Origin of the sequence: Williamsia phyllosphaerae (genome assembly GCF_014635305.1) — a bacterium.
GTDB classification, from domain to species: Bacteria; Actinomycetota; Actinomycetes; order Mycobacteriales; family Mycobacteriaceae; genus Williamsia_A; species Williamsia_A phyllosphaerae.
Genome location: NZ_BMCS01000001.1, coordinates 1,935,315 through 1,961,610 on the forward strand (window position 1 = coordinate 1,935,315; position 26,296 = coordinate 1,961,610).

General features: G+C 68.2%; 28 protein-coding genes. 17 read left to right on the forward strand and 11 right to left on the reverse strand.

The genetic code is table 11. The annotated features are described in order from the left end of the window. From IEV93_RS09200 to IEV93_RS09215, 4 genes are read left to right on the forward strand one after another with little or no spacing between them, the layout of a single operon-like run. On the forward strand, positions 1-681 hold the full coding sequence (locus IEV93_RS09200) for an acyltransferase (protein WP_229704995.1): 681 nt from the start codon (positions 1-3) through the stop codon (positions 679-681). Next, a complete protein-coding gene (locus IEV93_RS09205; protein WP_188488979.1) occupies positions 681-1,982 on the forward strand; it encodes an O-antigen ligase family protein in 1,302 nt (433 codons plus the stop codon). The genes IEV93_RS09200 and IEV93_RS09205 overlap by 1 nt, the downstream gene beginning before the upstream one ends. After that, on the forward strand, positions 1,982-2,950 hold the full coding sequence (locus IEV93_RS09210; protein WP_188488981.1) for a YveK family protein: 969 nt from the start codon (positions 1,982-1,984) through the stop codon (positions 2,948-2,950). The genes IEV93_RS09205 and IEV93_RS09210 overlap by 1 nt, the downstream gene beginning before the upstream one ends. Beyond that, complete coding sequence (locus tag IEV93_RS09215; protein WP_188488983.1) at positions 2,947-3,774, forward strand: class I SAM-dependent methyltransferase; 828 nt, start codon at positions 2,947-2,949, stop codon at positions 3,772-3,774. Before IEV93_RS09210 ends, IEV93_RS09215 begins: the two co-directional genes overlap by 4 nt. A gap of 30 nt (positions 3,775-3,804) precedes the next feature. Here IEV93_RS09215 and IEV93_RS09220 read toward each other — a convergent pair whose 3' ends face one another. From IEV93_RS09220 to IEV93_RS09245, 6 genes are all read right to left on the reverse strand, one after another. Further along, on the reverse strand, positions 3,805-4,554 hold the full coding sequence (locus IEV93_RS09220) for an FkbM family methyltransferase (protein WP_188488985.1): 750 nt from the start codon (positions 4,552-4,554) through the stop codon (positions 3,805-3,807). 36 nt (positions 4,555-4,590) lie between these two features. Continuing rightward, entirely contained in the window at positions 4,591-5,328 is a 738-nt protein-coding gene (locus IEV93_RS09225; RefSeq protein ID WP_188488987.1) for a hypothetical protein, read from the reverse strand. Continuing rightward, positions 5,321-6,349 carry a cellulase family glycosylhydrolase gene (locus tag IEV93_RS09230; RefSeq protein WP_188488989.1) on the reverse strand — a complete coding sequence of 343 codons (1,029 nt, stop codon included), beginning with the start codon at positions 6,347-6,349 and terminating at the stop codon, positions 5,321-5,323. Before IEV93_RS09230 ends, IEV93_RS09225 begins: the two co-directional genes overlap by 8 nt. After that, a complete protein-coding gene (locus IEV93_RS09235) occupies positions 6,346-6,858 on the reverse strand; it encodes a DapH/DapD/GlmU-related protein (protein WP_229704996.1) in 513 nt (170 codons plus the stop codon). Before IEV93_RS09235 ends, IEV93_RS09230 begins: the two co-directional genes overlap by 4 nt. Positions 6,859-6,953: 95 nt before the next feature. After that, positions 6,954-7,925: a GDP-L-fucose synthase family protein gene (locus IEV93_RS09240; RefSeq protein ID WP_188488992.1), complete on the reverse strand. Its 972-nt coding sequence runs from the start codon at positions 7,923-7,925 to the stop codon at positions 6,954-6,956. Positions 7,926-8,217: 292 nt separating this feature from the next. Beyond that, the gene (locus IEV93_RS09245) at positions 8,218-9,153 is read right to left on the reverse strand and encodes a 1,4-dihydroxy-2-naphthoyl-CoA synthase (protein WP_188488994.1); all 936 of its coding nucleotides are present in this window, start codon (positions 9,151-9,153) and stop codon (positions 8,218-8,220) included. A 61-nt stretch (positions 9,154-9,214) separates the two neighbouring features. Here IEV93_RS09245 and IEV93_RS09250 point away from each other — a divergent pair, with 61 nt between their 5' ends. After that, positions 9,215-9,877: a PaaI family thioesterase gene (locus tag IEV93_RS09250; protein WP_188488996.1), complete on the forward strand. Its 663-nt coding sequence runs from the start codon at positions 9,215-9,217 to the stop codon at positions 9,875-9,877. Positions 9,878-9,884: 7 nt separating this feature from the next. Here the strand turns inward: IEV93_RS09250 and IEV93_RS09255 are convergent, their stop codons facing one another. Next, complete coding sequence (locus IEV93_RS09255; protein ID WP_188488998.1) at positions 9,885-10,427, reverse strand: YdcF family protein; 543 nt, start codon at positions 10,425-10,427, stop codon at positions 9,885-9,887. Positions 10,428-10,749: 322 nt separating this feature from the next. On the opposite strand from IEV93_RS09255, the gene IEV93_RS09260 reads away from it, so the two are divergent. Beyond that, positions 10,750-12,147, forward strand: coding sequence for a sugar transferase (locus IEV93_RS09260; protein ID WP_308690980.1), 1,398 nt, complete (start codon positions 10,750-10,752; stop codon positions 12,145-12,147). Positions 12,148-12,159: 12 nt separating this feature from the next. Here the strand turns inward: IEV93_RS09260 and IEV93_RS09265 are convergent, their stop codons facing one another. Together IEV93_RS09265 and IEV93_RS09270 are read right to left on the reverse strand one after the other, a co-directional pair. Continuing rightward, on the reverse strand, positions 12,160-13,413 hold the full coding sequence (locus IEV93_RS09265; RefSeq protein WP_188489002.1) for a saccharopine dehydrogenase family protein: 1,254 nt from the start codon (positions 13,411-13,413) through the stop codon (positions 12,160-12,162). A 34-nt stretch (positions 13,414-13,447) separates the two neighbouring features. Further along, positions 13,448-14,572 (reverse strand): AbrB family transcriptional regulator, encoded by a 1,125-nt coding sequence (locus IEV93_RS09270; RefSeq protein WP_188490481.1) that lies wholly within the window; start codon positions 14,570-14,572, stop codon positions 13,448-13,450. A gap of 88 nt (positions 14,573-14,660) precedes the next feature. Here IEV93_RS09270 and IEV93_RS09275 point away from each other — a divergent pair, with 88 nt between their 5' ends. From IEV93_RS09275 to IEV93_RS09290, 4 genes are read left to right on the forward strand one after another with little or no spacing between them, the layout of a single operon-like run. Continuing rightward, positions 14,661-15,122, forward strand: coding sequence for a MarR family winged helix-turn-helix transcriptional regulator (locus tag IEV93_RS09275; protein ID WP_188489004.1), 462 nt, complete (start codon positions 14,661-14,663; stop codon positions 15,120-15,122). A gap of 38 nt (positions 15,123-15,160) precedes the next feature. Continuing rightward, positions 15,161-15,352: a hypothetical protein gene (locus IEV93_RS09280; RefSeq protein WP_188489006.1), complete on the forward strand. Its 192-nt coding sequence runs from the start codon at positions 15,161-15,163 to the stop codon at positions 15,350-15,352. A gap of 4 nt (positions 15,353-15,356) precedes the next feature. After that, positions 15,357-16,067 carry a molybdopterin-dependent oxidoreductase gene (locus IEV93_RS09285; protein ID WP_188489008.1) on the forward strand — a complete coding sequence of 237 codons (711 nt, stop codon included), beginning with the start codon at positions 15,357-15,359 and terminating at the stop codon, positions 16,065-16,067. Further along, positions 16,039-16,692: a cytochrome b/b6 domain-containing protein gene (locus tag IEV93_RS09290; protein WP_188489011.1), complete on the forward strand. Its 654-nt coding sequence runs from the start codon at positions 16,039-16,041 to the stop codon at positions 16,690-16,692. Before IEV93_RS09285 ends, IEV93_RS09290 begins: the two co-directional genes overlap by 29 nt. A gap of 102 nt (positions 16,693-16,794) precedes the next feature. Here the strand turns inward: IEV93_RS09290 and IEV93_RS09295 are convergent, their stop codons facing one another. After that, on the reverse strand, positions 16,795-17,643 hold the full coding sequence (locus tag IEV93_RS09295; RefSeq protein ID WP_188489013.1) for a helix-turn-helix transcriptional regulator: 849 nt from the start codon (positions 17,641-17,643) through the stop codon (positions 16,795-16,797). 85 nt (positions 17,644-17,728) lie between these two features. On the opposite strand from IEV93_RS09295, the gene IEV93_RS09300 reads away from it, so the two are divergent. From IEV93_RS09300 to IEV93_RS09320, 5 genes are all read left to right on the forward strand, one after another. Next, complete coding sequence (locus tag IEV93_RS09300; protein ID WP_188489015.1) at positions 17,729-18,511, forward strand: SDR family NAD(P)-dependent oxidoreductase; 783 nt, start codon at positions 17,729-17,731, stop codon at positions 18,509-18,511. Positions 18,512-18,565: 54 nt separating this feature from the next. After that, the gene (gene menD / locus IEV93_RS09305; protein WP_188489017.1) at positions 18,566-20,212 is read left to right on the forward strand and encodes a 2-succinyl-5-enolpyruvyl-6-hydroxy-3-cyclohexene-1-carboxylic-acid synthase; all 1,647 of its coding nucleotides are present in this window, start codon (positions 18,566-18,568) and stop codon (positions 20,210-20,212) included. Between the two features lie 81 nt (positions 20,213-20,293). After that, positions 20,294-20,764: a DUF3592 domain-containing protein gene (locus IEV93_RS09310; protein ID WP_188489019.1), complete on the forward strand. Its 471-nt coding sequence runs from the start codon at positions 20,294-20,296 to the stop codon at positions 20,762-20,764. Between the two features lie 94 nt (positions 20,765-20,858). Then, entirely contained in the window at positions 20,859-22,007 is a 1,149-nt protein-coding gene (locus tag IEV93_RS09315) for a glycosyltransferase family 4 protein (RefSeq protein ID WP_188489021.1), read from the forward strand. Between the two features lie 68 nt (positions 22,008-22,075). After that, entirely contained in the window at positions 22,076-22,774 is a 699-nt protein-coding gene (locus IEV93_RS09320; RefSeq protein ID WP_188489023.1) for a demethylmenaquinone methyltransferase, read from the forward strand. A 146-nt stretch (positions 22,775-22,920) separates the two neighbouring features. Here the strand turns inward: IEV93_RS09320 and IEV93_RS09325 are convergent, their stop codons facing one another. Continuing rightward, complete coding sequence (locus tag IEV93_RS09325; RefSeq protein ID WP_188489025.1) at positions 22,921-24,171, reverse strand: geranylgeranyl reductase family protein; 1,251 nt, start codon at positions 24,169-24,171, stop codon at positions 22,921-22,923. Between the two features lie 135 nt (positions 24,172-24,306). Here IEV93_RS09325 and IEV93_RS09330 point away from each other — a divergent pair, with 135 nt between their 5' ends. Together IEV93_RS09330 and htpX are read left to right on the forward strand one after the other, a co-directional pair. Continuing rightward, positions 24,307-25,323 (forward strand): polyprenyl synthetase family protein, encoded by a 1,017-nt coding sequence (locus IEV93_RS09330; protein WP_308690983.1) that lies wholly within the window; start codon positions 24,307-24,309, stop codon positions 25,321-25,323. Positions 25,324-25,429: 106 nt separating this feature from the next. Further along, the gene (gene htpX, locus IEV93_RS09335; RefSeq protein WP_188490482.1) at positions 25,430-26,296 is read left to right on the forward strand and encodes a zinc metalloprotease HtpX; all 867 of its coding nucleotides are present in this window, start codon (positions 25,430-25,432) and stop codon (positions 26,294-26,296) included.

The following is a 26,296-nucleotide window of genomic DNA, read 5'->3' on the forward strand; positions in this document are numbered from 1 at the left end:
ATGGGTGCCGTGGTCCGGCGCGTGCAGTTCTTCGTCTGGTTGTTGCCACCGAGCGGGGTGAAGAACTCGTTGCTGACGGCCGCGGGGCATTGTGTGCATTCCACCGCGCGCGTCGGCCCGATCATCGTGCTGGGTTGCCCACGTGTCGAGATCGGTCGCGATGCGGTGATCGGCCCGCTGAATGTGCTGCGGTCGATGCGGCGGATACATCTCGGTGACCAGTTCTTGATGGGCCAGTTGAACTACATCAGTGCGGCGCGCGAGTTCCAGGCCTTCGACGAGGAGGCAGGGGTTCTCACGACCGGCACGCTGGCGGTCATCACGAACCGGCACTACCTGGACAGCTCGGGCATCATCGAATTGGGAACCCGCGTGATCGTCGGGGGAACCCGGGTGATCATGCAGACCCACGAGGCAGACCTGAGTACGTGCACACAGGTGGCCGGTCGGATCACGCTGGCCGAGGGGTCGATGGTGGCCACCGGATGTCTGCTCCTCAAGGGTTCGTTCCTGCCCAGGAACTCGATGCTCGCCGCCGGCTCACTGCTCCGCGGTACGGCGGGGGAGCAGGAGAAGCACTTGTACGCGGGACGACCGGCGGCACCCGTGCGCGAACTCCCGCCCATGCATTACTGGATCCGCGACACCAACGACATGCCACCGTCTGCGGTTGAGTTCTGATGAGCCTGGCCCTGCTGCTGATCGGTTCCACCGTGCTGCTCGCGCTCGGGTGGCGTCGCGACGATCTCCGGACCCTGCGGGGGTCGGCCGATGCCGTCGACGTGCTGTGGGTGCTCGCGATCGCCGCGTGGCCGACCGTCGTCACCTATCTCCTCGCGCCGCTCGTCTTTCCGGGAGACGCCGCGGCCCAGGTCGCAGGCGCACAGTTCCCGATACTGCAGTACGCGCCGGCGATGATCATGTCGCTGGTGGCGCTCGGGCGGGCAGTGGTGGCCGGACGCATGAGGATCGATCCGCCCGCCCTGGTTCTCGGCGCGCTGCTGCTCGTGGGCTTTGCGTCGTTGGTGATCGACGGTTCCGGGCAGGTCGTCAACCTCGTCGTCGCCGGGATCCTGGTCGTCGGCACCTTCGTCCGCACTCGCGAGGTCGGCCTGGCCCTGATCGCTTGCGCAGCACGACTGGCGTTGTTCGTCGTGGTCGTGTCCGTGACGGTCGCCGTTTTCGTGGCCCCGGCGGCCGCCACGTCCGACTGCAGATCGGACAAGTGCAACATCGCGCAGCAGGTGGTGAGTTCCCCGTTCGCCGGGAACGGGAACGCCGCAGGTCTGGCCGCCGCGATCCTGCTGCCGTTCGTCCTGGTCCGTCTGTCGTGGCTGCGACTGCTCGCCACCAGCCTGGGTGTCGCGGCATACATGGAGGCGACAGCGAGCCGTACGGCGATGATCGGCGTCGCGGTCGCGTTCGTGATCGCTGCCGGGCTGATCCTGATCCGCGATGCACGGCTGCGCACGGTGTGGGCCACGGCCGTCCTCGTGGCCGCGGGAGCCTTCTCCATCCTGCCCTTGTACGCGAACTACATCGACGACGATTTCAGTTTTCGTGGACAATTGTGGACCGCTGCGAAACACCTTGTCGTCGACAATCCTTTGTTGGGCTATGGACCCACCTATTGGCAGACCATGGGCCTGAGTGCTCTGTTCGACGCAAATTATTCTCCCCACAACGGATGGCTCGACATCGCGGTCGGAATGGGGCTCGTCGGTTGTGTCGGAATAATTGCGATTGTCGCGCTGCAGGTGTTGACCACCGATAACGGAGTTCGTGCGGAATTGATCGGTTACTATGCAGTGATCCTCAGTATTTCCGCACTCGAGTCGGTTTATGTCCCCTATTACCTGGGGATCGTGCCCGCAGCGGCCGTGCTGCCGTTGCTGATGTACCACCCGGTCAGAAGATGGCCGACGGTCGCCTCCACAGGCGTACGCACGACGGCAGCGGAACCACAGGAACGGATCGTTTGATGGAATTCTCCAACTTCCTTCGGCGGCGACTCGTGGTCCTGATCGTGGGTCTCATCCTCGGAGCGGGCGCCGGCCTGCTGTATTCGGCCGCGGCGCCGACGACGTACATGTCGACCACGCGCGTGTTCATCGCGACCGGGTCGGCGAGCGCGGTCGAGGCATTCCAGGGGGCGCAGGCCGCGCAACAGTCCGCTCGGACCTATGCGGCGCTCGCCGGAGGACGGGGAGTCCTGGCCCGAGCCATCGAGCGGTCCGGGGTGTCCATCAGCGTCGATCGACTTCAGTCCGAGCTGGTCGTGAACCTGCCTCCGCTCACATCGGTCATCGATGTCTCGGTCAACGACTCCAACGCCGGTGACGCCGTGGCATTGGCCCGCGCGGTGGCGGACGAACTCATCGACGTGGTCCAGGCCCTGGAGACACCTCCCGGTGGCGGAATCGGCGCCATCCGGTTGGTGGCCGTCGATCCCGATTCGACATCGGCGTCGGAGAACTCGTTTCTGAACACCTCGGTGCTGATCGCCGGCGCCCTGGTGGGACTGGTGTTCGGCGGGCTGGTCGCCTGGGTGCTCGAGATCCGCCGTCGACGCCGCCTGGCGAAGACCCGCCCGGAGAGCGATGGGCCGACCCCGCCGTCCGCGGGCGACGACGGCGAGCCCCCGGTCCGAGGCGGTTCGGAGGGTACTCCCACCTGGCAGGACCGGGATGGCCCGCGCAACCCCGTCGTGCCGCCCGGTCGGGACCCTGTGATGAACCACGGGGCGCAGGCGGTTCGGAACACCCCGACGCACAACACGCCGATGCACAACGGCACACCACAACGCGTGCGCCGCCCGTCCGACGACGCGGTGACGCAACCGAACGCGGCGAGCCTGGAGGGCTTCGGTCTACCGCCGGCGCGAACGGTCGCCAGTCATCGCCGACCGGATTCGACGGACGCCGGTCACCGCGAGTGGAGTTCCTCATGACCGATCCGGACGAGGTGGTCGCCCAGTCCCAGGAGGCGCTGCACGGCGAGGGACACGACTACACGGTCGGCAGTCCGCACCTGCGACATCGCGACCTGCGTGACGTGCTCGAGAACAAGATCGATTCCGCGGTCTCCGAGGTCGTGAGACGTACCGGAGGATGTCGGGTCCTCGAGATCGGTGCCGGACACGGATCCTTCACCGACGTCGTGGTGCGCGCGGGGGGCATGGTCACCGTCACCGAGATGTCGCGGCCCAGCACCGACCTCCTCACGCGGCGCTTCGCCGGCGCGGACCAGGTGACGATCCTCTATGACCCCGACGGCCGTGAGGCGTTTCGGCGGGGCGGGACCTACGACCTGATCCTGTTGATCTCGGTGATCCACCACATCCCGGACTATCTCGGCCTGATCGAGGAGTTGATCGACACCCTGTTGGCAGAGCACGGAAGCGTGCTGACCTATCAGGACCCGCTGTGGTACCCGAAGCAGAGTCGGACCGCGATGGCCACATCGTGGGGCTCCTATTTCGTCTGGCGGCTCGGTCAGGGCGAGATCCGACGGGGCCTCAAGACACGGCTGCGACGGCTGCGTGGCACCTACGACGACCAGGAGCCGTCGGATCTGGTCGAGTACCACGTCATCCGCGATGGCGTCGATCAGCGGGCGCTGAAGCGTCTCTTCGAATCGCGCTTCGAGTCGGTGTCGTCGGAGGAGTACTTCTCCACGCAATTGCCCGCACTCCAGAAGCTCGGATCGCGTCTGTTCCCGCCGAACACCTTCGGGATCAGCGGGAGGGACGCGCGGCCCGCGGATCGTCGATGAGTGCGTCGACCTCTCGTGTCTCGCCGCCGTTCACCCCGCGGTGGTGAACACCGACGGGCGGGCGAAAACGCAGTCACACTGCAGCATCCGTCCGGTCTGTATGTCGACGAACCCGGGGATGACCGACGCCAATGTGAAGCCGAGGCCGCTGACGGCATCGAACAGTTCGTCGGGGCGGGGCGCGCCGTCGTACAGGTCGACGAGGCTGACCTCCAACTGGAGCCCGCTACAGAATTCGTCCACGAATCGCGATGCACCACGCAGCACGGCCATCTCGTAACCCTGCGCGTCGACCTTCAGGAACGAGCGCTCTCGTGCGGGAATGGTCGTACCGAGCAGGTCGTCGATGCGGTGGACGGCGACGTTCTCGGTGCCGACGATGCTGATCATCGGTGCCGCGTCGGAATGCGCATCGAGCATCGTCAACAAGGAGCTGCTCTCGCCGGCGTTGCTCGCGACATGCATCTGAGCATCGTGTCGCTCGTCGCCGGCCGCCATCTGCAATGCCGTCCACGACGCGTCGCGCCGGGATGCCTCGACGAGACGTCGGAACGGCTCGCCCAGCGGCTCGAGCGAGACGATGGGACCTGTCCAGCCGGCCTCACGGAGCTCGTTGCCGTACCGCCCACCGTTGGCGCCGACATCGATGACCTGGGAGACATCTGCTGTGGCCAGCAGCCGCGTGAGCAGCCAGGTGGAGTCTGTTGCCGGGTAGCGCTTCACATCGACACCGAGGCGTCGGAGTTTTCGCAGGATCGCGTGTCGCAGATCGTGTCGCATGTCGTGATCTCCTCTGTCGATGTCGGCGGCCGGGTGTCAGCGCGCCCACCATGCCCGGATGCGTGTCGATTCCGCGCCGGGTCCCTCCTGGAAGAGCTCCCATGTCGCGAAGCGTGGGACCCCGACCGCGAACCGGTCGTCGGTGACGTTCTTGACGGTCCCGTCCGGTTGGTGCACCCGCACCGTCCGACCCGTCCACTCGAGCTCGTAGCTCGCCGGCGCACCCGGCGACACCGGGAACCGACCGGCTGCGACCACCTGCAGCGTTGGTGACGCCTGTTCCCAGACCCCCAGTTCCCAACCGTCTGCCTGGATGACGAGATGGGCCAACACATTCGGACGTGGGGAGACACGCGCGTCCTGCGGGATGGTGTTGTCGGCCAGGATGAGGACGGCGGCGCTGTCGCCAGGGCCGTCCGGTGGGGATGCGGTGACGCCGATCCCGCTGTACGGCGTGCGTCCCTCGCGCTCGAAGTACGTGGCCCCGGCGGTCTCGGTCGTGCCCTGCGAGAGCGCGCCGTCGACGACACGGGCGGGGGCACTGAGGTCGCCGATCCGGAACTCCCTGAGACCGGGGGCAACCGTCGTCGATGCCCCGGTCCGTCCGAAGTCGAGTGAGTACGTGGCCCCTCGGGCCGAGGGGGGATCACCGGTGGGGACGTCCACGGTCGAGCCGTTGTCCCGCGACACGAGCAGGACCGTGATCCCGAGAGCGACGACCACGGCGGTCACCACCCCGACGGCGATCAGCGCGCGCGATCTCGTGTCAGCCATCGGAGGGGGCCTGTGCCATCAGCCGCCGAGCGATCTCCTTGGGTGACCAGTCGAACCGGTACAGACCGAAGTTGAGCTCGGAGTTCGTCGGGTCGGTCGACCAGTCCCGGCTGGTGAACAGGAAGATCGGACCCATCCGCGGCTGGCTGCGGAAGAAGGTCAACCCCGATGCGATGAAGTCGGCCTGCTTCGCCTCGGAGACCCCGGCGAACGAATCCCCGGTGGGTTGACCGAACTCCGTCACCCAGATCTTCGCGTCCCGTCGTCCCGCACGGTCCAGGATGCCTCGGACCGCCGGTACCGACTGCTCGCGGCGCAGCGGATCAGCCGTGGGTGGGTAGGGGAACGTGTACGGGTGCAACGCCACTCCGTCGAACCCACGGCCACCCAGGGTGCGGACGGTGGCGTCGACGAAGTCGCCGATGGGATACCCGCCCGGGTTCGTCGACAACCCGCCCAGAAGTACCGTGGTGCCCGGCGACGCGGCGTGCAACGCGGCGGCGACCGCGCGGAAGTACCGGGCATAGGCCACCGGGTCGGGCGTCGTCCACGACGTGGCCAGGTTGGGTTCGTTCCACACCTCCCAGGCCGCGATACGCGAGCCGTACCGTCGCGCGATCACCGACGCGGACGCCGCGGCGACAGTGTTGTCGGCGGGGATGGACGAGGCCGAGTACGGCGGCACTGCGGCCCACGGCGGCGCGGGCCCGGCCAGCAGGGCGAGAACGCTCAACCCGGACGCGCGCGCGGCTTCTACGGCACCGTCGATCCGTGCCCAGGCGAATTGGCCGGGGGCGGGTTCGAGCTCGTTCCAGTTGACCACTATTCGGATCCATCGCGCGTGCACGGCCCGGATGGCTGCCGCCTCGGTCCGATAGCCCGCCGGAGTCCGGTCGGCGAGGGTGGCGATGCTCGCGACACCCAGAGTCGACGGCTGCGCGGCCGGCGCGGCGGCGCAGGCGGGCGCGAACACCACTGACAGCCCGAAGACCACCGCGATGCAGCCCAGGCGGGCCCTCATCGGGCCGACCGCACGGCGTCGCCGGTCACCGGTCCGCCGGCAACGGCCGGTGGCGGGAGGGTGACCAACGCCCCGGGCGCCACGTCACGGTGCACCACGCAGCCGGCTCCGATGGTCGCGCCGTCACCGATGGTGACGCCGCGCAGCACGGTTGCGCGTACGGCGACCCAGACACCGGACCCCACGGTAACAGGTGCGTTGTCGAACTCGAAACTCGGTGAGTGCCGGTCGTGACCGCCGGTGCAGATCATCGCCTCCTGGGAGATGACCGTGTCATCGCCGATGGTGACCGGTTCGAGGTTGAGAATCCACGCGCCCTCGCCGATCCAGCAGTCGTCGCCGACGGTCAGCTTCCACGGCCAGTGGATGCGGACCCCGTGGCGGATGTACACCCCGTCGCCCAGGTGTGCGCCGAACGCGCGCAGTATCGCCACCCGGAGTCGGGCCGGACACCACCACTTCACGACCACGAGTTGCGCACACGCGAACCACGCCACGACGACCGGCATCGGTCGGCCTTTGTCATAACCCCTGCCGGTGAAGTCGGCCAGACGAAACCTGGTGCTGACGTGGTCGTTCAGAGCGTCATCCTTGTCGTCGCGGGTCAGGTGCGGAGGGCGGTGACGTTCTCGCGGAACCAGGCAACCGTGGACTCCAGCCCCTCGCGGAGCCCGATCTGGGGTTCCCATCCGCTACCGATCAGGGTGCTGACGTCGATCAGCTTTCGCGGGGTGCCGTCGGGCTTGCTGGTGTCCCATTCGGTGGCGCCGTGAAAGCCGACCGCCTCGGCCACGAGGCAGGCGATCTCCTTGATGGACTGGTCCTTGCCCGTGCCCACGTTCACCTGTTGCGGTCCGTCGTAGGTGTCGAGCAGGTGCAGGCAGGCTGCCGCCATGTCGTCGACGTGGAGGAACTCACGCATGGGCGTGCCGGACCCCCAGTTCACCACGGTCGGGCTGTCGGTGAGGCGGGCCTCTTCGTACCGGCGGATGAGTGCGGGCAGTACGTGTGAGGTCATCGGGGAGAAGTTGTCCTCGGGACCGTAGAGATTGGTCGGCATGGCCGAGATCCACGGCCTTCCGTACTGCCGCCGAACGGCCTGGACCTGCAGGATCCCTGCGATCTTCGCGATCGCATAGGCATCGTTGGTCGGCTCGAGCAAGCCGGTGAGAAGGGCGTCCTCGCGAATGGGTTGCTCGGCGAGTTTGGGGTAGATACACGTCGAACCGAGGAAGAGCAGTCGCTCGACCCCGTACTCCAGTGCGGCGTCGAGGACGTTGACCTGGACTTGGAGGTTGTCGCTGATGAAGTCCACCGGATAGGTGTTGTTGGCCATGATCCCGCCGACCTTGGCCGCGGCCAGGACCACCACGTCGGGTCGCTCGGAGCGGAAGAACTCGAAGACCGCCGAACGGTCTTTGAGGTCGAGTTCGTCATGGCTGCGACCGACGAGATCGGTGAAACCCTCGCCGCGCAGTCGACGCCAGATCGCGGACCCGACAAGGCCCCGGTGGCCGGCTACGTAGACCGTGGAATGTCGATCGATGGGGCGGTCGGCGAACAGTGCACTTCTCATGTGTCAACCCTTGTAGAGCGTTGGGTCGCGTCCCGAAGCGAGCCTGGTTGGTGATGCGACGAGACCAGCCCCCCCGATTCAGCCCGACCACTGAATCCGAAGAGTCACGACTCGTTGAAGGGATTCTATTGAAAATCGAGAATTTGGCGGTTGAGTTCGGAAACTCCGTTGACGAATTTCTTCGAAATCGGCCCCGAACACAGAACTGTTGTAAATGATGTTCTGATCACTAAATAAATGACCGGGGTGTCACACCTGCGCCGGCAAGAAATCGACTGTTGGGTGTCGCCGCTCAGTAGTAGTAGGGAAAGTCGTCCCATCGGGGATCGCGCTTCTCCAGAAATGCGTCGCGTCCCTCGACGGCCTCATCGGTCATGTACGCGAGTCGGGTCGCCTCCCCGGCGAACACCTGCTGGCCCATCAGGCCGTCATCGGTGAGGTTGAACGCGAACTTCAACATCCGTTGCGCCGTCGGCGACTTGCCGTTGATCGCGCGGGCCCAGTCGATGGCGGTGTCCTCGAGGTCGGCATGGTCGGCGACCTCGTTGACCGCGCCCATCCGAGCCATGGCCTCGGCGTCGTACGCCCGGCCGAGGAAGAAGATCTCGCGCGCGAACTTCTGGCCGACCTGCTTGGCCAGGTAGGCGCTGCCGTATCCGGCGTCGAACGAGCCCACGTCGGCGTCGGTCTGCTTGAATCGCGCGTGCTGGCGTGAGGCGATGGTGAGGTCGCAGACGACGTGCAGCGAGTGTCCGCCGCCGGCCGCCCACCCGTTGACCACGGCGATGACGACCTTGGGCATGGTGCGGATCAGGCGCTGCACCTCGAGGATGTGCAGGCGGCCGCCCTCGGCCTGCACCCGTGCGGAATCGACCGTGTCGGCGGTGTCGCCGCCCGCGTACTGGTAGCCAGACCGGCCACGGATGCGCTGATCGCCGCCGCTGCAGAAGGCCCAGCCGCCGTCCTTCTCGCTGGGCCCGTTGCCGGTGAGCAGGATGGTTCCCACGTCGGGCGAACGGCGGGCGTGGTCGAGGGCCCGGTACAGCTCGTCGACGGTGTGCGGGCGAAACGCGTTTCGCACCTCGGGACGGTCGAAAGCAATTCGGACGATGCCGTTTTCGCGTCCGGCCCCACTGTGACGGTGATAGGTCAGGTCGGTCAGGGATTCGAAGCCGTCCACCACCGTCCAGTGCTCGGCGGTGAACGGATTCGCGGCGTCGTCACTCATGGGTAGCAGGCTAGTGGCAACCGCTGCGCAGCCCGCTCACCTGGGTCGATAACCTGATCCGATGACGATCGACGGCACGTCCGAATCCGCTCCCGTCCCGGGGGAGCGAACCGGGGACGCACATGAGGGCGGTTTCCGCACCGACATGATGATCAGCGTCGACCGCGGCGGGCCCCGCTACGGCGAGTTCATCGAGAAGGTTCGCGAGTTCATGGACCGCGCCCGCGCGGCGTTCCCGTCGGAGGAACTCGTCGACGAGCTGATCGACGAACTCACCGTGGTCAACGCCAAGCTCGCCGCGGTCGAGATCAACGAGTGGGAGTCGCCCTCGGGCACGCGGATCGATCTGCCCGCGCGCGGCAACATCACGCTGCCGCCCTACCTCGTCGACAAGGCCGGCGACGACGGCGTCCGGGCACGCGTCACGTTCACCCGATTCCACCTGGGCGGCAACAACGCGGCGCACGGCGGGTACATCTGCACCGCCTTCGACGACCTGCTCGGCATGACGTCGGCGCTCGCCACCGGCAAGGTCACCCGCACCGCATACCTGACCGTCAACTACCGCTCGATCACGCCGCTGAACACTGAACTGACGGTGTCGACGTCGATCGTGCGCCTCGAGGGCCGCAAGATCTTCGTCGCGGCGAGGATGACCGACGGCGACCGTCTCTGCGCCGAGGCCGACGGTCTGTTCATCGCTCTCAACCCCGGTCAACCCTGAGCTCGGGTCAACAACCGCTCTGCGCGACCGCCCGGACGAACCCTGCGGTCTGATAGGCGTACATGTACGCCCAGTACGGCACGTCCAGATGGCTCCTGTACTCCGCCATCACCAGATCGCCGGTGAAACAACGACTCACGATGTAGTCGGCCCGCGCCAGGTGTGGTGTGAAGGTGATGACCATCGCCGAGTTCCAGTGGTTCTGCGCGGCCTGATCGCGGAGGAAGCGGGCTTCGCCCCTCGTCGTGCGCGGATCCGGGTCGAAGCAGAGCACCTTCACCGCATGCGGGCGGTCGCAGATCGCCTGCATGTAGGGATCGGTCTGGTCGTACGGGTCGGACACGAGCACCACCGGCGCCAGCCCCTTCTCGGCCAGCGAGATCGCGTAGTCCTCGCGTCCGTCCTGGCGTCCGCCGAGGACCATGATCACGTCGACCGGGCGCGGTGAGTCGGCGACCACCGGGAAGACGTAGACCGGGAGGCCGATGAGGGTGATGAGCACGACGAGTGCGATCCCGGAGAGGGCGACTCTCCGGACGGCTCGGATCATGGCCCGAGACTAGCCAGCAAAAGCCGTGCGCAGCCCGGTGCATGTCGTGCATCACATGCGTCCCGGCTTTCACTCCTGTTTGGGGCATGCCACAGAAGCGGCACCGAGATGGCGCCGATGGTCATGGATTATTTACTTTGCGCGATATTCAGTCCGCGATTCGGAATATCCTCGTTCTCGACGGGGGCATGACGGAGGAAGTGAGTTGACGCGCATCCGAGTTGCCACTGTCCGCTCCCCGGTCCGCCCGAGGACGCGTGTCGCATCGCGGATCGCCGCCCACGAGCGGTCGGAGTCTTGGCTCGACACATACGTCCGATCGGTGCTCTGGACCGACACCGCCGTGGTGATCGTCGTCGTGTTCGCCGCTCAGATGCTGCGGTTCGGTCCGCAGTCGTTCGGCGAACCCGTCGGTCGCGACCACGCGCCGGCCGGTCTGGTCTCGCTGGTGGTCGCGGTGGCGTGGTTGTCGGCGCTGCGCATCCGACAGTGTGTGGATCGTCGGATCGTCGCCGCGGGACCCACCGAGTACAGCCGGATCGTGAGTGCGAGCTTCGGGGTCTTCGGCACGATCGCGATCGTCGACCTGCTGTTCAAGCTCGAGATGGCGCGGTCGTTCCTCGCCATCGCCCTACCCGCGGGGACCATCGGTCTGCTCGCGTCGCATTGGCTGTGGCGTGCACGCCTGACCCGCCGGCGCGGCCGACGCCTCGACCTCCACCGGGTGATCGTCATCGGGGGACTGGCCTCCGCCCAGCCGCTGATCGAGCACCTCGACCGCAACCCCGAGCTCGGTTACGACGTCATCGGTCTGTGCGTGCCGCCGGAGCAGGCGGGCATCGTCGGACCGGTGGCCGTCAACGGGCGGGCGGTCCCGATCGTCGGCGAGTTCGCCGACGCCCGCGAGGCGGTGTCGATCTCGGGTGCGACCACCGTGGCGGTGACCTCGGCGGAGGCCCTGGGTCATTCCGCGATGCGTGAGCTCTCCTGGGACATGGAGGGCATGGACGTCGACATGGTTGTCGCGCCCGGTGTCGTCGACGTGGCCGGTCCGCGGATGCGCGTGCGACCGGTGGCGGGGCTGCCGTTGCTGCACGTCGACAAGCCGAGCTACGACGGCGCCAACCGCATCTTCAAGGCCACCCTCGACCGTGTCGGGGCGACACTGCTCCTGCTCACCGGACTGCCGGTGTTGGTGGCGTGCGCGATCGCGATCAAGCTCGACTCGCGGGGCCCGATCTTCTACCGCGCCGAGCGGATCGGCATCAACAACACGCCCTTCCAGATGTGGAAGTTCCGGTCGATGGTCGTCGACGCGGAGAACTTGAAGACGTCGCTGACCGCGCTGAACGAGGGTGCGGGCGCGCTGTTCAAGATCCGCGAGGACCCGCGCGTGACCCGCGTCGGGAAATTCATCCGGCGCTACAGTCTCGACGAACTGCCGCAGCTGTTCAACGTCCTGGACGGGACGATGAGCATGGTCGGCCCGCGGCCGCCGTTGGCGAGTGAGGTCGAACGCTACGACGGCCCTGTCGTCCGCCGCATGCTGGTCCGTCCGGGCATGACCGGACTCTGGCAGATCTCCGGACGCTCGGATCTGTCGTGGGACGAGTCCGTGCGTCTCGACCTGACCTACGTCGAGAACTGGTCGATCATGTCCGATGCCATGATCCTGTGGCGCACGTTCCGCGCGGTGGTCGGTCGCTCCGGCGCCTACTGAGAACTCGCCGGGTCAGCTGGTCTGCTCGGCGGTCAACGTCATGCCCGCGTCACGGAGACGGTCGACGAGGACGTCGCCCATCGCGGCGGCCGGGGTGAGCACACCCGAGCGGTCGGGCAGGCGGTCGCGGTCGAGGGCCAGCGCGAGAGCGCTCTCGCCGAGCATGACCGCGGTCGCCTTGTAGCCGGGGTCGCCGCTGGCGCGCACACGCGAACGGAAACGCTTGCCGGTGGTGGTGGTCGTGTACACGTCGCAGGTGAAATGCCCCGCCTCGCGGGCCTTCTCGCTCGGACCGTCGCCCGCCTTGGGCAGGACTCGGTCGAGCAGCTTGCGGGTGGGGGTGAAGGCCATCGCGCCGAGGAACGCGCCCATGCCGCCTGCGACGAGACCGGCGACGGCCGTCGAGACCCCGGGGATGCTGCCCACCGACATCGCCTCGGCGTAGCGGAACTTGTCGCCGTAGGCGTTGTCGAGGAGCGCGTTGGTGCGGCGGACGATGCGGGTGTTGTGCGACGCCATCACGAACGGCGCCAGAGTGCCCGACAGTGACGGATCGACGGTCTTGGCGTTGACGATCAGGGTGTCGCTGCGCTCGGACGGTCGCTTCGTGCGGTGTTCGCCGGGACCGGTCGACAGCGCGTGCTTGTCGAGCAGGGTGCGACGGATGGCGGGATCCTTGGCCTCGTGAGCGATGACCCGCATGGAGTCGATCGTGCCGCCGGAGAAGCCGCCCTTGAACGACGAGACCACGAGCGTGGTGTCGGTGAGTTCGCCCGCGTCGGCCTCGCTGACCGCCCGGTAGAGCAGGTAGACGCCGATGTCGGACGGGACGGAGTCGAAGCCGCACGAGTGGACGATGCGGGCGCCGTTGGACGCGGCCTGCTCGCCGAACTTGTCGATCGACAGCCGGACGAACGGGACCTCGCCGGTCAGGTCGACGTAGTCGGACCCGGCGTTCACGGTCGCGGCCAGCACGGACTCGCCGTACTTGAGGTACGGGCCGACGGTGGTGCAGACGACGCGGGTACGTGCGGCCATCGCGTCGAGCGACGCGGGGGAGTCGGCGTCGGCGACGATCAGCGGCCAGTCCTTCGCGGCGGCGGGCAACGAGGCGCGGGTCTTCTCGAGTTTGGCCTGGGTGCGCCCGGCGAGAGCCACGCGCGTCCCGGCAGGTGCGTGCTCGGCCAGGTACTTCGCGGTCAGGATGCCCACGAAGCCGGTGGCTCCGAAGACGACGACGTCGAACTCGCGGCTGGAATCAGTCATCTCCCGACCCTAGCCTCCGCGCCCCGCCGGTCGGTCACGTCGTCGAGTCGGCCATCTCGGGTTCGTCGACGACATTTCGGTTGCGGAAGCGCTGGTAGAGCCGTGCCGCAGCGGGCGCGATGAACAGCATCAACAGGACCCGGACGATCTGTGCGGCGACCACGAAGGTGATGTTCGATCCGGCTGCGGCCGCGGCCGCAAGAACCGCGTAGATACCGCCGGGGGTGGTCGCGAGGTAGGAGTCGAACATGGATTCGCCGGTCCACAGGCTGAGCAGGACGCCGAGACCCGCGCTGCCGACGCCGATCGCGATGATCAGCCCCACCGCATACGGCAGGACGCGGCCGATGGCGCGGAGGCTGTCCATGGTGAACCCGAGTCCGGCCTGCCAGCCGATGATCGCGTAACCGAGCGTCACCAGGACCAGGGGTACCGCGGCCGACCCGGCGATGCCGGTCAACTCTGCGACGACCGTCAACACCAGCGGGCCGAGCAGGCCGGCGGCGGGAAGTCGGACGAGGCGTCCGAGGGTGATGCCGACGCCCATGCACACCGCCATGAGCAGCAGGCCCCACATCTGCGGGCCGAGGCCGTCGGTGCCCAGGACCGACTCGGTGATGCCGCCGCCGGATCCCGATCCGGAACCGGTGTGGGCGCCGAACACGACCGTCGCGACGATCGGCATGGTGACCGTCACCAGCCCTACGCGGACGTACTGGATGACCGCGACCATGCGCTCGTCGCCACCGAGTTCGCGGGTGAGGGCGACCAGTCCCGAGGCGCCGCCCGCGACCAGGGCCAGCGATCCGGTCAGCGGGTCTACCTTGCGATGCAATCCGAGCAGCGCGCCACCGACCACCGACAACGCCAGGGTTCCCACCGCGACCACCACGACCGGAATCCACGCGGAGCCGAGACCCGTGAGGACGTCGGGGGAGACCATCGTGCCGATGTAGACGCCGAGGACACCCTGCGCGGCGAGGCCGAACGGTCGGGGCATCGGGGGCTCGGCGCCCCGTGATCGGGGGGCGAGGCCGGCCAGCGCCAGGGCGGCTGCGATCACGAGTCCGGCGAACAGGGCCGCCGACGGGACCGACAACAACTCGAGACCGACCGACGCGAGGGCGGTGAGTAGGACCAGTCCCGACCATCGCATCAGCATTTTACCAAGCTTACTCTTGGTATTAAGCCGACGCGAACCGGGATCACCCGGACAGAATCGGCGATGTCTGCGTTATCGTCTTGGTATGACGGCGATCGATACCGACGAGGCGACCCGGTTGCGCGAGGCGATCATGTCGGTGGCGCGCGCCGCTCGCCTCCACCGCGGCGACCACGGCCTGACGCTCACGCAGGTCACGGTGCTGGGTTACCTCGACCGGTCCGGGACCACCACCGTGGCCGACCTCGCCGCCCGCATGCACGTCCGGGTGCAGTCGTTGACCGTCAGCATGAACAAGCTCGACGACGCCGCGTTCATCGTGCGACGCACCGATCCGGACGACCGTCGCCGCCAACTCGTCGAACTCACCGAGGCTGGCCGGGAACTGCTCCTCGACGACCGGGCGAAACGCGACGAGTGGCTGGCGCAGGCCATGGCGGACAACCTCGACGAGACCGAGCGCGGGCTGGTCATGCTGTGCGCACCGATCCTCGAGCGGCTCGCCGCCGATCGCGTGGGACAACTGATGCCGCGCGTAGGATCGTGAACGACGCGGTCGCGTCGCACACCTCGCGAGGAGCACTCATGCGCAAGCCGGTCTACCTGGTCGCGGGGATCATCATCGCCCTCTTCGGGTTCGTCTTCTTTCTCCAGGGAATCGGCGTCCTGGAAGGCAGCGCGATGAGCAACACGGTCTTCTGGTCGATCGCCGGTCCGGTCGTGGTGATCGTCGGTGTCGTGATGATCGTCTTCGGCGCGCGCGGCCGTCTCCGCTAGCCCCATGCCCGGCTCACCCGAGAACCTGAGCGCAGGCCCGTCGCACGGAAAACCGGTGGGACGCCGCATCTTCCTCGGTCTCGTCGGGCTCGGCGCCGTCGGTGTCGTGGCGGGATCCGAGGCCCAGAACGCCCTGTCGCGCTGGCTTGCGCCGGTGATGGCCAACGACCCGACCGGACTCGTCGCGCTCCTCCCGCTCGGCGACACCTTCCGGTTCTATTCGGTGGTCGGGTCGGTGGACAGGCGCGACGCCTCCGACTACAGCCTGACCGTCGGCGGCGAGGTGGCGACACCCGCGACGTACTCGCTGACCGATCTGCAGCGGATGCCCCAGACGAACCTCACCGAGACATTCCACTGCGTGACCGGCTGGCGGGTCCCCGATGTCCCGTGGACCGGCGTGCGGTTGTCGACCCTCATCGATCGCGCCGCCCCACGCTCCGGCGCCACCGCGGTCCGGTTCCGATCGTTCGACGGCACGTACACCGAAAGCCTTCCGCTGGACAAGGCTCGTCGTGCCGACTGTCTTGTCGCGCTACGGATGCTCGACGCCCCGGTGACCCACGACCACGGTGGGCCGGTGCGCATGTACGTGGGTGGGCAGTACGGGTACAAGAGCACCAAGTGGCTGTCCGGGATCGAGCTGACGACCGAGGAGATCCCCGGTTACTGGGAGAGGCGCGGGTATGAGCTCGACGGCACCATCGACGAGTGACCTCCCGCGCTTCGGCCGGACGGCCCGCGCGGTGCACTGGTCGGTGACGGTTCTGATGATCGTCTGTATCGTCACCGCGTTGTTCCTCTACGTCTCCTCGCTGGCGATCCTCGTCGGAAACCGCCACCTCATCGAGATCGTGCACGTCTACGCCGGCTTCGCGCTGCCGGTCCCGCTCATCCTCGGGTTGGCGTCGCCGGGCTACCGCGACGACCTCCGTCGGCTCAACCGCTTCCTGCCGACGGACTGGAAGTGGTTGCGCACCAAGACGCGTCGCGACGGAACCATCCCCGTCGGCAAGTTCAACGCCGGGCAGAAACTCAACGGCGCGCTGCAGGCCGGATCCATCGTCGTGTTGTTCGGGACCGGGGTGCTGATGTACTTCCCGAGCCTGGTGGGCCTGTCGTACCGGTCCGGCGCGACGTTCGCCCATGACTGGTTCGCACTCGGGGTCGGGATCCTGGTGCTCGGGCACATCGCGATGGCCATGGGCGACCCCGAGGCGCGGCGCGGGATGCGCACCGGGTCGGTGCCGGAGTGGTGGGCCCAGACCGAACACGGAGCCTGGGCCGACGAGATGACCGCCGGTGACAGCAAGCCCGACCCCGAATCGTCGCGAGGATAGCCCCGCCAGTTGGGCACGTAAGCCCGCCAGTTGGGCACGTAAACCCACCAGTTGGGCACGTAAACCCACCAGTTGGGCACGTCGAACTCGATGCGCCTGAGCTCAGCGAGCCGCGATCCCGTCAGCGCCGAGCGCTCCCAGGAATGCGAGGTTTGCAGCAGCAGCAGATCCGACCGGCGCGGTGTAGAGCACCAGGTGCTGGTCACGGTCGGCGAGGTGGAGGACATCGCAGTCGAGGGTGAGCTCGCCGACGACGGGGTGATGGAAGGTCTTGGTCAGCATTGATGGCGGCTGCACGTCGTTGTGCTCCCAGAGACGCGCGAATTCACCGCTGCCGCTCCGTAGTTCGACGACGAGCGCCCGGATCGAGGGATCATCGGGGTAGCGAACCGATGCGGTGCGCAGTTCCATCACCACGCTCTGCCGGAATTCGGCGGCGTCGGAGATGCCGTACAGCGTCTCGCCGTCGGTCGCTCTCGGCAGGAAGGCCTTTCGGGCCAGGTTCCGATCGTCCGGGCTGCGCGCGCTGAAGTCCTCCATCAGCGCTGCGGCGAGATCGTTCCAGGCGAGTACGTCGAATGCGGCGGACATCACGAACCCGGCGGTCGTCGGGATGCGATGCAGCAGTTCGGCGATGCTCGGTCGGACCTGCCGAGAGTGCAGACCCGTTCGGTTCGGGGCGGTGCCGGCGAGGAGATGAAGATGGTCGGACTCGGGACCGGTGAGCCGGAGCGCGCCGGCGATCCCGGCGAGCACGTCCGCGGACGGGCGTGGGGCCCGGCCCTGTTCGAGCCGCACGTAGTACTCGGTGGAGATGTGCGCGAGCACGGCGACCTCCTCGCGTCGGAGACCCGGCGTACGTCGCCGAGCTCCCGCCTGCAGCCCCACGTCCTCGGGCCGGAGGCGCTCACGTCGGCTTCGGAGGAAGGCGCCCAACTCCTGCTTGTCCATGTCTCGAGTGTGCGCGCCGCGCGACGGCGCAGGGTAGTACCGACTGTGCCTGAATACGATCGGGTCGGCCTCCCAGGCTGGTGTCATGACGAACTCACACGACAGCGCACCCATCGGACTACTGGCAGGCAAGGTCATCTTCATCACCGGCGCGAGCCGCGGCATCGGTGCCGCCGCGGCCCATCTCTTCTCGGCGGAAGGGGCGTCGGTCGTCCTCGCGGCCCGCAGCACCGACGCACTCGATCGCATCGTCACCGAGATCAGGGCCGCCGGTGGTGTCGCCGACGCCGTCACCGTCGACCTGGCCGATGCCGCGAGTATCCGCAGCGCAGTCGGACGTGTCGCCGACCTGCACGGCCGGCTCGACGGCGCGTTCAACAACGGCGGCATCGTGCAGCAACCAGGTCCGCTCGACACCACCTCAGACGTCGACATCGACGATCAGTTCGCTGTGAACTTCCGGGCGCACTGGATCGCGATGACCGCCGAGGTCGCCGTGATGCGCACCAGCGGTGGTGGGGCGATCGTGAACACCTCGAGTGTCGGCAGTCGCCGCGCCAACCCCATGCTCCCCGCCTACGGCGCCATGAAGCGTGCGCTGAACAGCATCACCGAATCGGCGGCGGTCAGTTGGGCCCCGGAAGGCATCCGTGTCAACGCCATCACCCCCGGCGGCACCACCACCGAGATGATGCTCGACTGGGACGCGCGGTCACCGGGCGTGATCGACGCGACGATCGCGGCGTCCCCGATGGGCCGGATGGCCTCGCCCCGCGAGGTCGCCGAGGCTGCCGCGTGGTTGCTCAGCGACCGTGCCTCGATGGTCACCGGCGCGATCCTGCCTGTCGACGGCGGCGCCGGCGCCTGAGCGGTGTGGCGGACGTCGCGGTTGGGCATCTGTTTTCGGGATTAACCTGGTCTGATGAACCCGTCCACCGTCCAGGCCCGCGTCATCGTCGACGAGATGATCCGCGGCGGGGTGCGTGAGGCCGTGCTGTGTCCCGGGTCGCGCAACGCGCCGCTGGCCTTCGCCCTGCACGCCGCCGACACCGCGGGCCTACTGCGTCTGCACGTGCGCATCGACGAGCGGACCGCCGGATACCTGGCTCTCGGCCTGGCCATGGCCTCACGGCAGCCCGTCCCGATCGTCATGACCAGCGGCACCGCGGTGGCCAACATGAGCCCTGCGGTCTACGAGGCCAACTACGCCCGCGTCCCGCTGGTGGTCGTCAGCGCCAACCGCCCGTACGAGCTCCTGGGCTCCGGTGCGAACCAGACCATCGAACAGTTCGGCATCTTCGGCACCCAGGTCCGCGCGGCCATCAGCCTCGGCCTCGCCGAGCAGGACCTCGACACCAACAGTCAGTGGCGTTCCGGAGTCGGTCGCGTCCTCGCCGCCGCCCGCGGCGCGCGCACCGGCAACGCGGGCCCGGTCCAGTTCGACATCCCGCTGCGCGAACCCCTCGTGCCCGAGGAGGGCGTCGGCCCGCACGACGGCCTCGGCGAGTTCGTCGGACGCGACGGCGGGCGACCGTGGACCACGGCCGAGGTCGGACGCCTCGACGTGCCGATCGAGATCGACCTCACCGAGGACACCGTGGTCGTCTCCGGACACGGCGCCGGCGTGCGGGCGGAACTGGCCCAGATCCCGACCGTCGCCGAACCCACCGCACCGGCGCCGGCGAATCCACTGCATCCCCTGGCGCTCGGTTTGCTCAAGCCCACGCAGGCCATCATCTGCGGTCGGCCGACGCTGCACCGACAGGTCTCCAACCTGCTGGCCGATCGTGGCGTCCGTGTCTACGCCCTGACCACCGGCCCGCGCTGGCCCGACGTCTCCGGCAACGTCCTGGCCACCGGCACCCGCGCCGAGGTCAGCGGCCGCTGCTCGGAGGAGTGGCTCAAGGCCTGCGCCGACGTGCAGCAGCGCGCGGTCGGATCCGTCGACGCCGAACTGGACCGACCCGGGACGGTGACCGGGCTGCACGTCGCCCGGGTGGTCAGTGCGGCCCTGCGCCCCGGCGAGCAGTTGGTCGTCGGGGCGTCCAACCCCATCCGCGACGTCGCGCTGGCCGGGCGGGTGTCGCCGGAGGTGCGTGTCCTGTCCAACCGCGGGGTGGCCGGCATCGACGGGACGGTGTCGACGGCCATCGGTGCCGCGCTGACGGCCGATGACGTGCGCACGGTGGCGTTCATGGGCGACCTGACGTTCGTCCACGACGCCTCCGGTCTGCTGATCGGTCCTGCCGAGCCGCGGCCGCGCAACCTGACGATCGTCGTGGCCAACGACGACGGCGGCGGAATCTTCGGCCTGCTCGAACAGGGGCAGCGCCGCTTCTCCGGCGTCGAGTACGACAACGCTTTCGAGCGCGTCTTCGGCACACCGCATCGCACCGACCTCGGCGCGCTCTGCGCCGGATTCGGCGTCACCCACCGTCGCGTCGACCTCGCCGGGCTGCCCGCCGCGCTCGCCGAGGAGTCGAGCGGTCTGCAGGTGATCGAGGTGCCCACCGACCGCGATCGCCTCCGCGACCTGCACGCCGCCATCTCCGCCGGGCTCAGCTCATGACGGAGGGCCCGCTCTCGCTCCGGGCCTCGCTGCGCTCGATCCTCACTCGGCGACCCTCCGTTGGTCAGTAGTCTCTGACCCATGTCCCCGACCCATCTCCGACGCACGCAGATCGGCCTGCTGATCGTCGCCGGGATCGTGACGATCATGATGGCCGTGATGGTGGCCGGGTGTTATCGCGACGACGCGTCCATCGAGGACAACCTGGCGACGGCCACCGCCGACGTGGTGACGGCGGGCTCGACCAAGTCGACGGTGCGGTTCTACACCCCCGACGGCCAGGTCCGCAGTCCACGTCTGGGCATCTTCTATCCCACCGAACTGGCTGTCGGACAACGCATCAGCGTCGAGTACGACAGTTCCAACCCTGATCTCGTCCGGGTCGCGGGTCGCGACGCGAGCCTGTCGATCATCCCGGCCGTCTCCATCGCCGGGTACACCTGGCTGTTCGTGATCGCGGTGATGGTGCTGCTGGCGGAGGTCTCACGCCGTCGCCGGGTCGACCCCACCGACACCCCCGCGGCGACCTCGGACGCCACCGCTCCGGCCTGAGGAACGCGCACACGCAGAGGAGTTCACCTCCCATTTCGGCCGACGTCACGTCGACGAACGTTGCGGGACAGATGAGCTGGCCACACTGACCCTCGTGCGAGTGGCAATAGTTGCGGAGAGTTTCCTGCCGAACATGAACGGCGTCGTGAACTCGGTGCTGCGTGTACTCGATCATCTCGAGCGCCGCGGTCACGATGCGATGGTGTTCGCCCCCGACACCCCGAAGGGCGCGGAGCCCGCGCCGCGGGAGGTCAACGGCGTGCCGGTACATCTGGTGCCGTCGATGATGGTGCCCAAGATCTCGTCGCTCCCGGTCGGCGTACCGAATCCGTCGCTGTACCGCGGGATGGCGGAATTCGCGCCCGACGTAGTCCATCTCGCGTCACCGTTCGTGATGGGCGCAGCGGGTGCGCATGCTGCCCGTCGACTCGACCTGCCGACCGTCGCGGTGTTCCAGACCGACGTGGCCGGTTTCGCCGAGAGCTACGGGATCGGCATGGGTGCGCGGGCCGCGTGGTCGTGGACCCGTCGACTGCACACCGCGTGCGACCGCACCCTGGCCCCGTCGTCGGTGTCGGTGAAAGCGCTGCAGGACCACGGGATCCCGCGGGTCTTCCGATGGGGCCGAGGCGTCGACATCGAGCGGTTCAACCCGCAACGCCGAGACGACGCGCTGCGCGCGCAGTGGAGTCCGTCCGGCGCACCGATCGTCGGTTTCGTCGGACGGCTGGCCCCGGAGAAGCACGTCGAGCGCCTCGCGGTGCTGTCGGGACGCGGTGATCGTCAGCTGGTGATCGTCGGCGGTGGCCCCGAGCGCGCCCGGCTCGAGAAGCTGATGCCCGACGCGGTGTTCACCGGAGAGCTCGGCGGCGTCGAACTCGCACGCGCCTACGCGAGCATGGACGTCTTCGTGCACCCCGGCGAGCACGAGACCTTCTGCCAGGCCGTCCAGGAGGCCCAGGCCAGCGGCGTCCCGGTGATCGGACCCGACGCCGGCGGCCCGAAGGACCTGATCTCGAACCTGCGGACCGGTTACCTGCTCGATGTGCCGACCTTCTCCCGGCGGCTGCCCGGCGCGGTCGACACCCTGCTCGACTCGAATGTCGGCACCGAGTTCGGTGTGGCGGGCTGGCGCGGGGTGCAGGGACGCACCTGGCCGGTCATCTGCGACCAGTTGCTCGGCCATTACGATGCGGTCCTCGGACGAGCGGGCAGCCTCTCGGTCCACCGTCGCACGGCCTGATATCGGACGGCCCGCGTGTGGCGGGACTCTCGTACTCCATCCACCCCCGGGCACGTACCGTTGAGCCCATGACCTCGACCTCAGTGGGCCGCGCCGGCCTGGACAAGAAGCCGGCCGACGTCGCCGCCATGTTCGACGGCGTCGCGCGTCGCTACGACATCACCAACACGGTGCTCTCGTTCGGTCAGGATCGCGGTTGGCGGAAGGCCACTCGACGCGCGTTGGCGCTCGGACCGGACGACGTGGTGCTCGATCTGGCCGCCGGGACCGCGGTCTCGACCGAGGAACTCGCGCAGTCGGGTGCGCACTGCATCGCCGCCGACTTCTCGTTGGGGATGCTCAAGGCCGGACACCGGCGGCCGGTGCCGAAGGTCGCCGCCGACGCGTTGACGCTGCCCTTCGCCGACGAGAGCTTCGACGCCGCGACCATCTCCTTCGGTCTGCGCAACGTCGCGAACGTCGACACCGCACTCGCCGAACTGCAGCGGGTACTCAAACCGCATGGCCGACTGGTCATCTGCGAGTTCTCGACACCGGTGTTCGGACCGTTCCGCACGCTCTACATGGAGTACCTGATGAAGGCGCTGCCGCCGGTGGCCACACGCGTGGCCAGCAACCCCGAGGCGTACGTCTATCTCGCCGAGTCGATCCGGGCCTGGCCCGATCAGGCCGGTCTCGCCGAGCGCATCGCCGCCGCAGGATTCGGCAACGTCCGCTGGCGCAACCTCACCGGCGGTATCGCCGCGCTGCACTACGCCACCAAGTAGCCCCCGCCAGTTGGGCAACAAAGTCCGCCAGTTGGGCAGATAAGCCCACTGAGTGGGCATCGGGGTTCTCACCTGTCGAGCAGGTGCCCAATCGGTGGGTCTACGTGCCCAACTGACGGGTCTACGTGCCCAACTGACGCCTGCGGTCAGACGAATGGCGGGCGGTGGTCCAGACGGACCGACGCCGATCCGGCCACCCGCCACGCGCGCGCGAGCAGATCGCCGTCCTCCGGGGTGATCAGGTTGCCCATCACCCGCACGACCATCGACATCAACGCTGCCGATCGGATCCCGGGGCGACCGAGCACCGGAACCGCCTGCGGGAACGTCAGCACCCCGGCCAGTCGACGGGCCGCGGAGAACGCCGTCCCGTAGTGCTCGGTGAGAACGGCAGGCCACGCCGACGTGTGATCGGTCTCATCGAGCCGTTCGACGGCCATCCGCCCGGTCTCCAGGGCGTAGTCGATGCCCTCGCCGTTGAGTGGGTTCACGCACGCGGCGGCATCGCCGATGAGCATCCAGTTGCGCCCGGCGACCCCGGAGACCGCGCCACCCATGGGCAGCAGCGCCGAGGCGACCCGCATCGGACCGCCGGTGATCTGCCACCGCTCACGTTGAGAACTGTTGTAGTGATCGACGATCGGGCGCAGAGCCATGTGGGCCGGCCGCTTGCCGGTGGCCAGCGCGCCCACGCCGATGTTGACCAGGCCGCTCTGCGCGCCGAGCGGGAACACCCAGCCGTATCCGGGAAGCAATTCGCCTGCGCCGTCGCGCAGTTCGAGGTCTGAGCCCATCCAGGTGGCGTCGGCGCGAGCCGATGTCGCATACGCGCGGGCGGCCACACCGTAGGCGGTGTCGCGGTGCCACTCCCGACCCAGTTCGCGCCCCAGGGGGGAACGCACCCCGTCGGCGATGATCAGTTGGCGCACACGGATCTCGGAACGGCCCTGCGCACCCTCGACGACCACGGAATGCACAGCGCCATCGCGCATCTCGACACCGACCGCCTTGGTGCCCTGAACCATCGCGGCACCGCGATCGAGTGCGACGTGCCGGATGCGGTCATCGAGTTCGGTGCGTGCCACCGCGCTGCCGTACTCCGGGAATCGGCCTGAGGGCCAACGGATCTCCTGGGAAGCTCCCCATCCGCGCATGGACAACCCGACGATCCGGGGACGCGTCGAGAGGAACTCGCCCAGCCCGAGGTGGTCCATCTCGGCCACCGCACGCGGCGTGAGACCGTCGCCGCAGGTCTTGTCGCGGGGGAACACCGCGTCGTCGAGCAGGACCACCTCGCGGCCAGCCGACGCCGCGTGTGCGGCCGCGGCCGATCCGCCCGGACCCGCGCCCACGACGAGCACATCGGCGTGGGTGGGGACAGAACGGTCGGAGGTCACAGGACCATTATCGCCGAACACCGAGGGCAACGATTACGCTCGGTCGTAGTGGGGCCTCCGGCCCCGATGCGTGATCCGAATGAGAGTTGCCGCCGCGGACGCGACGGCAGCGAGTAGATGGAGTGGTTGGAAACCGTGAAGACCACGTTCATGGGCATCGACATGGGCTCGGACGAGTTCTCGTCCGGCATCGGTGAGTCGCTGGCCAAGGTCGAGGAGCTACTGCTCGCCGAGCTGTCGTCGGGTGAGGACTTCCTCACCGAGGCGGCCACCCATCTCGCGAAGGCGGGCGGCAAGCGTTTCCGGCCGGTGTTCGCCCTGCTCTCGTCGCAGTTCGGCCCGAACCCGCACGCCTCCGAGGTCATCACCGCGTCGACCGTCGTCGAGCTGATCCACCTCGCCACGCTTTACCACGACGACGTCATGGACGAGGCAGAGCTGCGCCGCGGTGCGGTCAGCGCCAACGCACGGTGGAGCAACAGCGTCGCCATCCTGGCCGGCGACTTCCTCTTCGCCCGCGCCTCACGGCTGGTCTCGACCCTGGGTCCCGAATCGGTGCTGATCATCGCCGACACGTTCGCCGAGCTGGTCACCGGGCAGATGCGCGAGACCATCGGCAACCCGTCGGGCACCGACCCGGTGGACCACTACCTGCGCGTGGTCTGGGAGAAGACGGCGTCCCTGATCGCCGCGGCCGGCCGTTTCGGCGGCATGACCTCGGGCGCGACCGACGACGACATCGAACGGCTCTCCCGTCTCGGCGACGCCATCGGTACCGCCTTCCAGGTGTCCGACGACATCATCGACATCAGCTCCCAGCCCGGCGACTCGGGCAAGAACCCGGGCACCGACCTACGCGAGGGTGTGCACACGCTGCCGGTCCTCTACGCGCTCACCGAACAGGGCCCCGACGCCGATCGCCTGCGCGAGCTGCTGCTGTCGGCCTCCGGCGAGCGTCTGCCGCTCACCGACGATGCCGAGGTCGCCGAGGCACTCGGCCTGCTCAATGCGTCGGCCGGGATGGTGCGCGCCCGCGAGACGCTGGCCGGTTACGCCGAGCGGGCCTACTCCGAGCTCGCGCAACTGCCCGACAACGAGGCCAAGAAGGCGCTGACGTCGCTGGTGAGTTACACCGTCGAGCGGATCGGCTGAGCACGCTCGTCCATGGGCGGGAGGAAACTTTGCCGCCCGGTCGCTCGTTGGGAGGGCGGAGACACGGAGATCTCCGTTGTCATCGAGCACCGAGGAGAGCGACCGCATGCACGGCCACGCGAATGGACTGAAGACCGTACTGCTGCTCGGCTTCATGTCGGCGATCATCGTCGGCATCGGTGCCGCCTTCCGCAGCCCTGCGATCCTGCTCGTCGCGGTGGTCTTCGCGGTCGGCATGAACGCATACGTGTACTTCAACAGCGCGAAGATGGCACTCAAGGCGATGCACGCGCAGCCGGTCACCGAGGTGCAGGCGCCGATGATCTACCGCATCGTCCGCGAGCTCGCGACCAACGCCCGCCAGCCCATGCCCGCGCTGTACATCAGCCCCACCGAGGCGCCCAATGCCTTTGCCACCGGCCGCAATCCGAAGAATGCGGCGGTGTGCTGCACGCAGGGCATCCTGCAGATCCTCGACGAGCGCGAGCTGCGCGCGGTGCTCGGCCACGAGCTGAGCCACGTCTACAACCGCGACATCCTGATCTCCTCGATCGCCGGTGCGATGGCGGCGGTGGTCACCGGCCTCGCGAACTTCGCGATGTTCGCCGGGATGTTCGGTGGCAACCGTTCCGGTGGCGCCAATCCCTTTGCGCTGATCCTGATCTCGCTGCTCGGGCCGATCGCGGCAACCGTCGTCAAGCTTGCGGTGTCGCGGTCGCGGGAGTACCAGGCCGACGCATCGGGTGCGGAGCTGACCGGTGACCCCTTGGCGCTGGCGTCCGCGCTGCGCAAGATCTCCGGCGGGGTCGAGGCCAAGCCGCTGCCCCCGCAGACCGATCTGGCCGCGCAGTCGCACCTGATGATCGCGAACCCGTTCCGCGGCGGCGAGCGCATCGGCCGGATGTTCGCCACGCATCCGCCGATGGAGGACCGCATCGCCCGCCTCGAGGCGATGGCGCGCGGACCCCGCTGA

Excerpts from the sequence above, each read along its gene's own strand:
- IEV93_RS09320 (WP_188489023.1), top strand. The coding sequence starts at position 22,076 with ATGACCTCGACCTCAGTGGGCCGCGCCGGCCTGGACAAGAAGCCGGCC.
- IEV93_RS09200 (WP_229704995.1), top strand. The coding sequence starts at position 1 with ATGGGTGCCGTGGTCCGGCGCGTGCAGTTCTTCGTCTGGTTGTTGCCA.
- IEV93_RS09215 (WP_188488983.1), top strand. The coding sequence starts at position 2,947 with ATGACCGATCCGGACGAGGTGGTCGCCCAGTCCCAGGAGGCGCTGCAC.
- IEV93_RS09250 (WP_188488996.1), top strand. The coding sequence starts at position 9,215 with ATGACGATCGACGGCACGTCCGAATCCGCTCCCGTCCCGGGGGAGCGA.
- IEV93_RS09220 (WP_188488985.1), bottom strand. The coding sequence starts at position 4,554 with ATGCGACACGATCTGCGACACGCGATCCTGCGAAAACTCCGACGCCTC.
- IEV93_RS09295 (WP_188489013.1), bottom strand. The coding sequence starts at position 17,643 with ATGGACAAGCAGGAGTTGGGCGCCTTCCTCCGAAGCCGACGTGAGCGC.
- IEV93_RS09275 (WP_188489004.1), top strand. The coding sequence starts at position 14,661 with ATGACGGCGATCGATACCGACGAGGCGACCCGGTTGCGCGAGGCGATC.
- IEV93_RS09210 (WP_188488981.1), top strand. The coding sequence starts at position 1,982 with ATGGAATTCTCCAACTTCCTTCGGCGGCGACTCGTGGTCCTGATCGTG.
- IEV93_RS09285 (WP_188489008.1), top strand. The coding sequence starts at position 15,357 with ATGCCCGGCTCACCCGAGAACCTGAGCGCAGGCCCGTCGCACGGAAAA.
- menD (WP_188489017.1), top strand. The coding sequence starts at position 18,566 with ATGAACCCGTCCACCGTCCAGGCCCGCGTCATCGTCGACGAGATGATC.
- IEV93_RS09235 (WP_229704996.1), bottom strand. The coding sequence starts at position 6,858 with ATGCCGGTCGTCGTGGCGTGGTTCGCGTGTGCGCAACTCGTGGTCGTG.
- IEV93_RS09300 (WP_188489015.1), top strand. The coding sequence starts at position 17,729 with ATGACGAACTCACACGACAGCGCACCCATCGGACTACTGGCAGGCAAG.
- IEV93_RS09205 (WP_188488979.1), top strand. The coding sequence starts at position 681 with ATGAGCCTGGCCCTGCTGCTGATCGGTTCCACCGTGCTGCTCGCGCTC.
- htpX (WP_188490482.1), top strand. The coding sequence starts at position 25,430 with ATGCACGGCCACGCGAATGGACTGAAGACCGTACTGCTGCTCGGCTTC.
- IEV93_RS09265 (WP_188489002.1), bottom strand. The coding sequence starts at position 13,413 with ATGACTGATTCCAGCCGCGAGTTCGACGTCGTCGTCTTCGGAGCCACC.
- IEV93_RS09310 (WP_188489019.1), top strand. The coding sequence starts at position 20,294 with ATGTCCCCGACCCATCTCCGACGCACGCAGATCGGCCTGCTGATCGTC.
- IEV93_RS09280 (WP_188489006.1), top strand. The coding sequence starts at position 15,161 with ATGCGCAAGCCGGTCTACCTGGTCGCGGGGATCATCATCGCCCTCTTC.
- IEV93_RS09255 (WP_188488998.1), bottom strand. The coding sequence starts at position 10,427 with ATGATCCGAGCCGTCCGGAGAGTCGCCCTCTCCGGGATCGCACTCGTC.
- IEV93_RS09245 (WP_188488994.1), bottom strand. The coding sequence starts at position 9,153 with ATGAGTGACGACGCCGCGAATCCGTTCACCGCCGAGCACTGGACGGTG.
- IEV93_RS09290 (WP_188489011.1), top strand. The coding sequence starts at position 16,039 with ATGAGCTCGACGGCACCATCGACGAGTGACCTCCCGCGCTTCGGCCGG.
- IEV93_RS09240 (WP_188488992.1), bottom strand. The coding sequence starts at position 7,925 with ATGAGAAGTGCACTGTTCGCCGACCGCCCCATCGATCGACATTCCACG.
- IEV93_RS09230 (WP_188488989.1), bottom strand. The coding sequence starts at position 6,349 with ATGAGGGCCCGCCTGGGCTGCATCGCGGTGGTCTTCGGGCTGTCAGTG.
- IEV93_RS09225 (WP_188488987.1), bottom strand. The coding sequence starts at position 5,328 with ATGGCTGACACGAGATCGCGCGCGCTGATCGCCGTCGGGGTGGTGACC.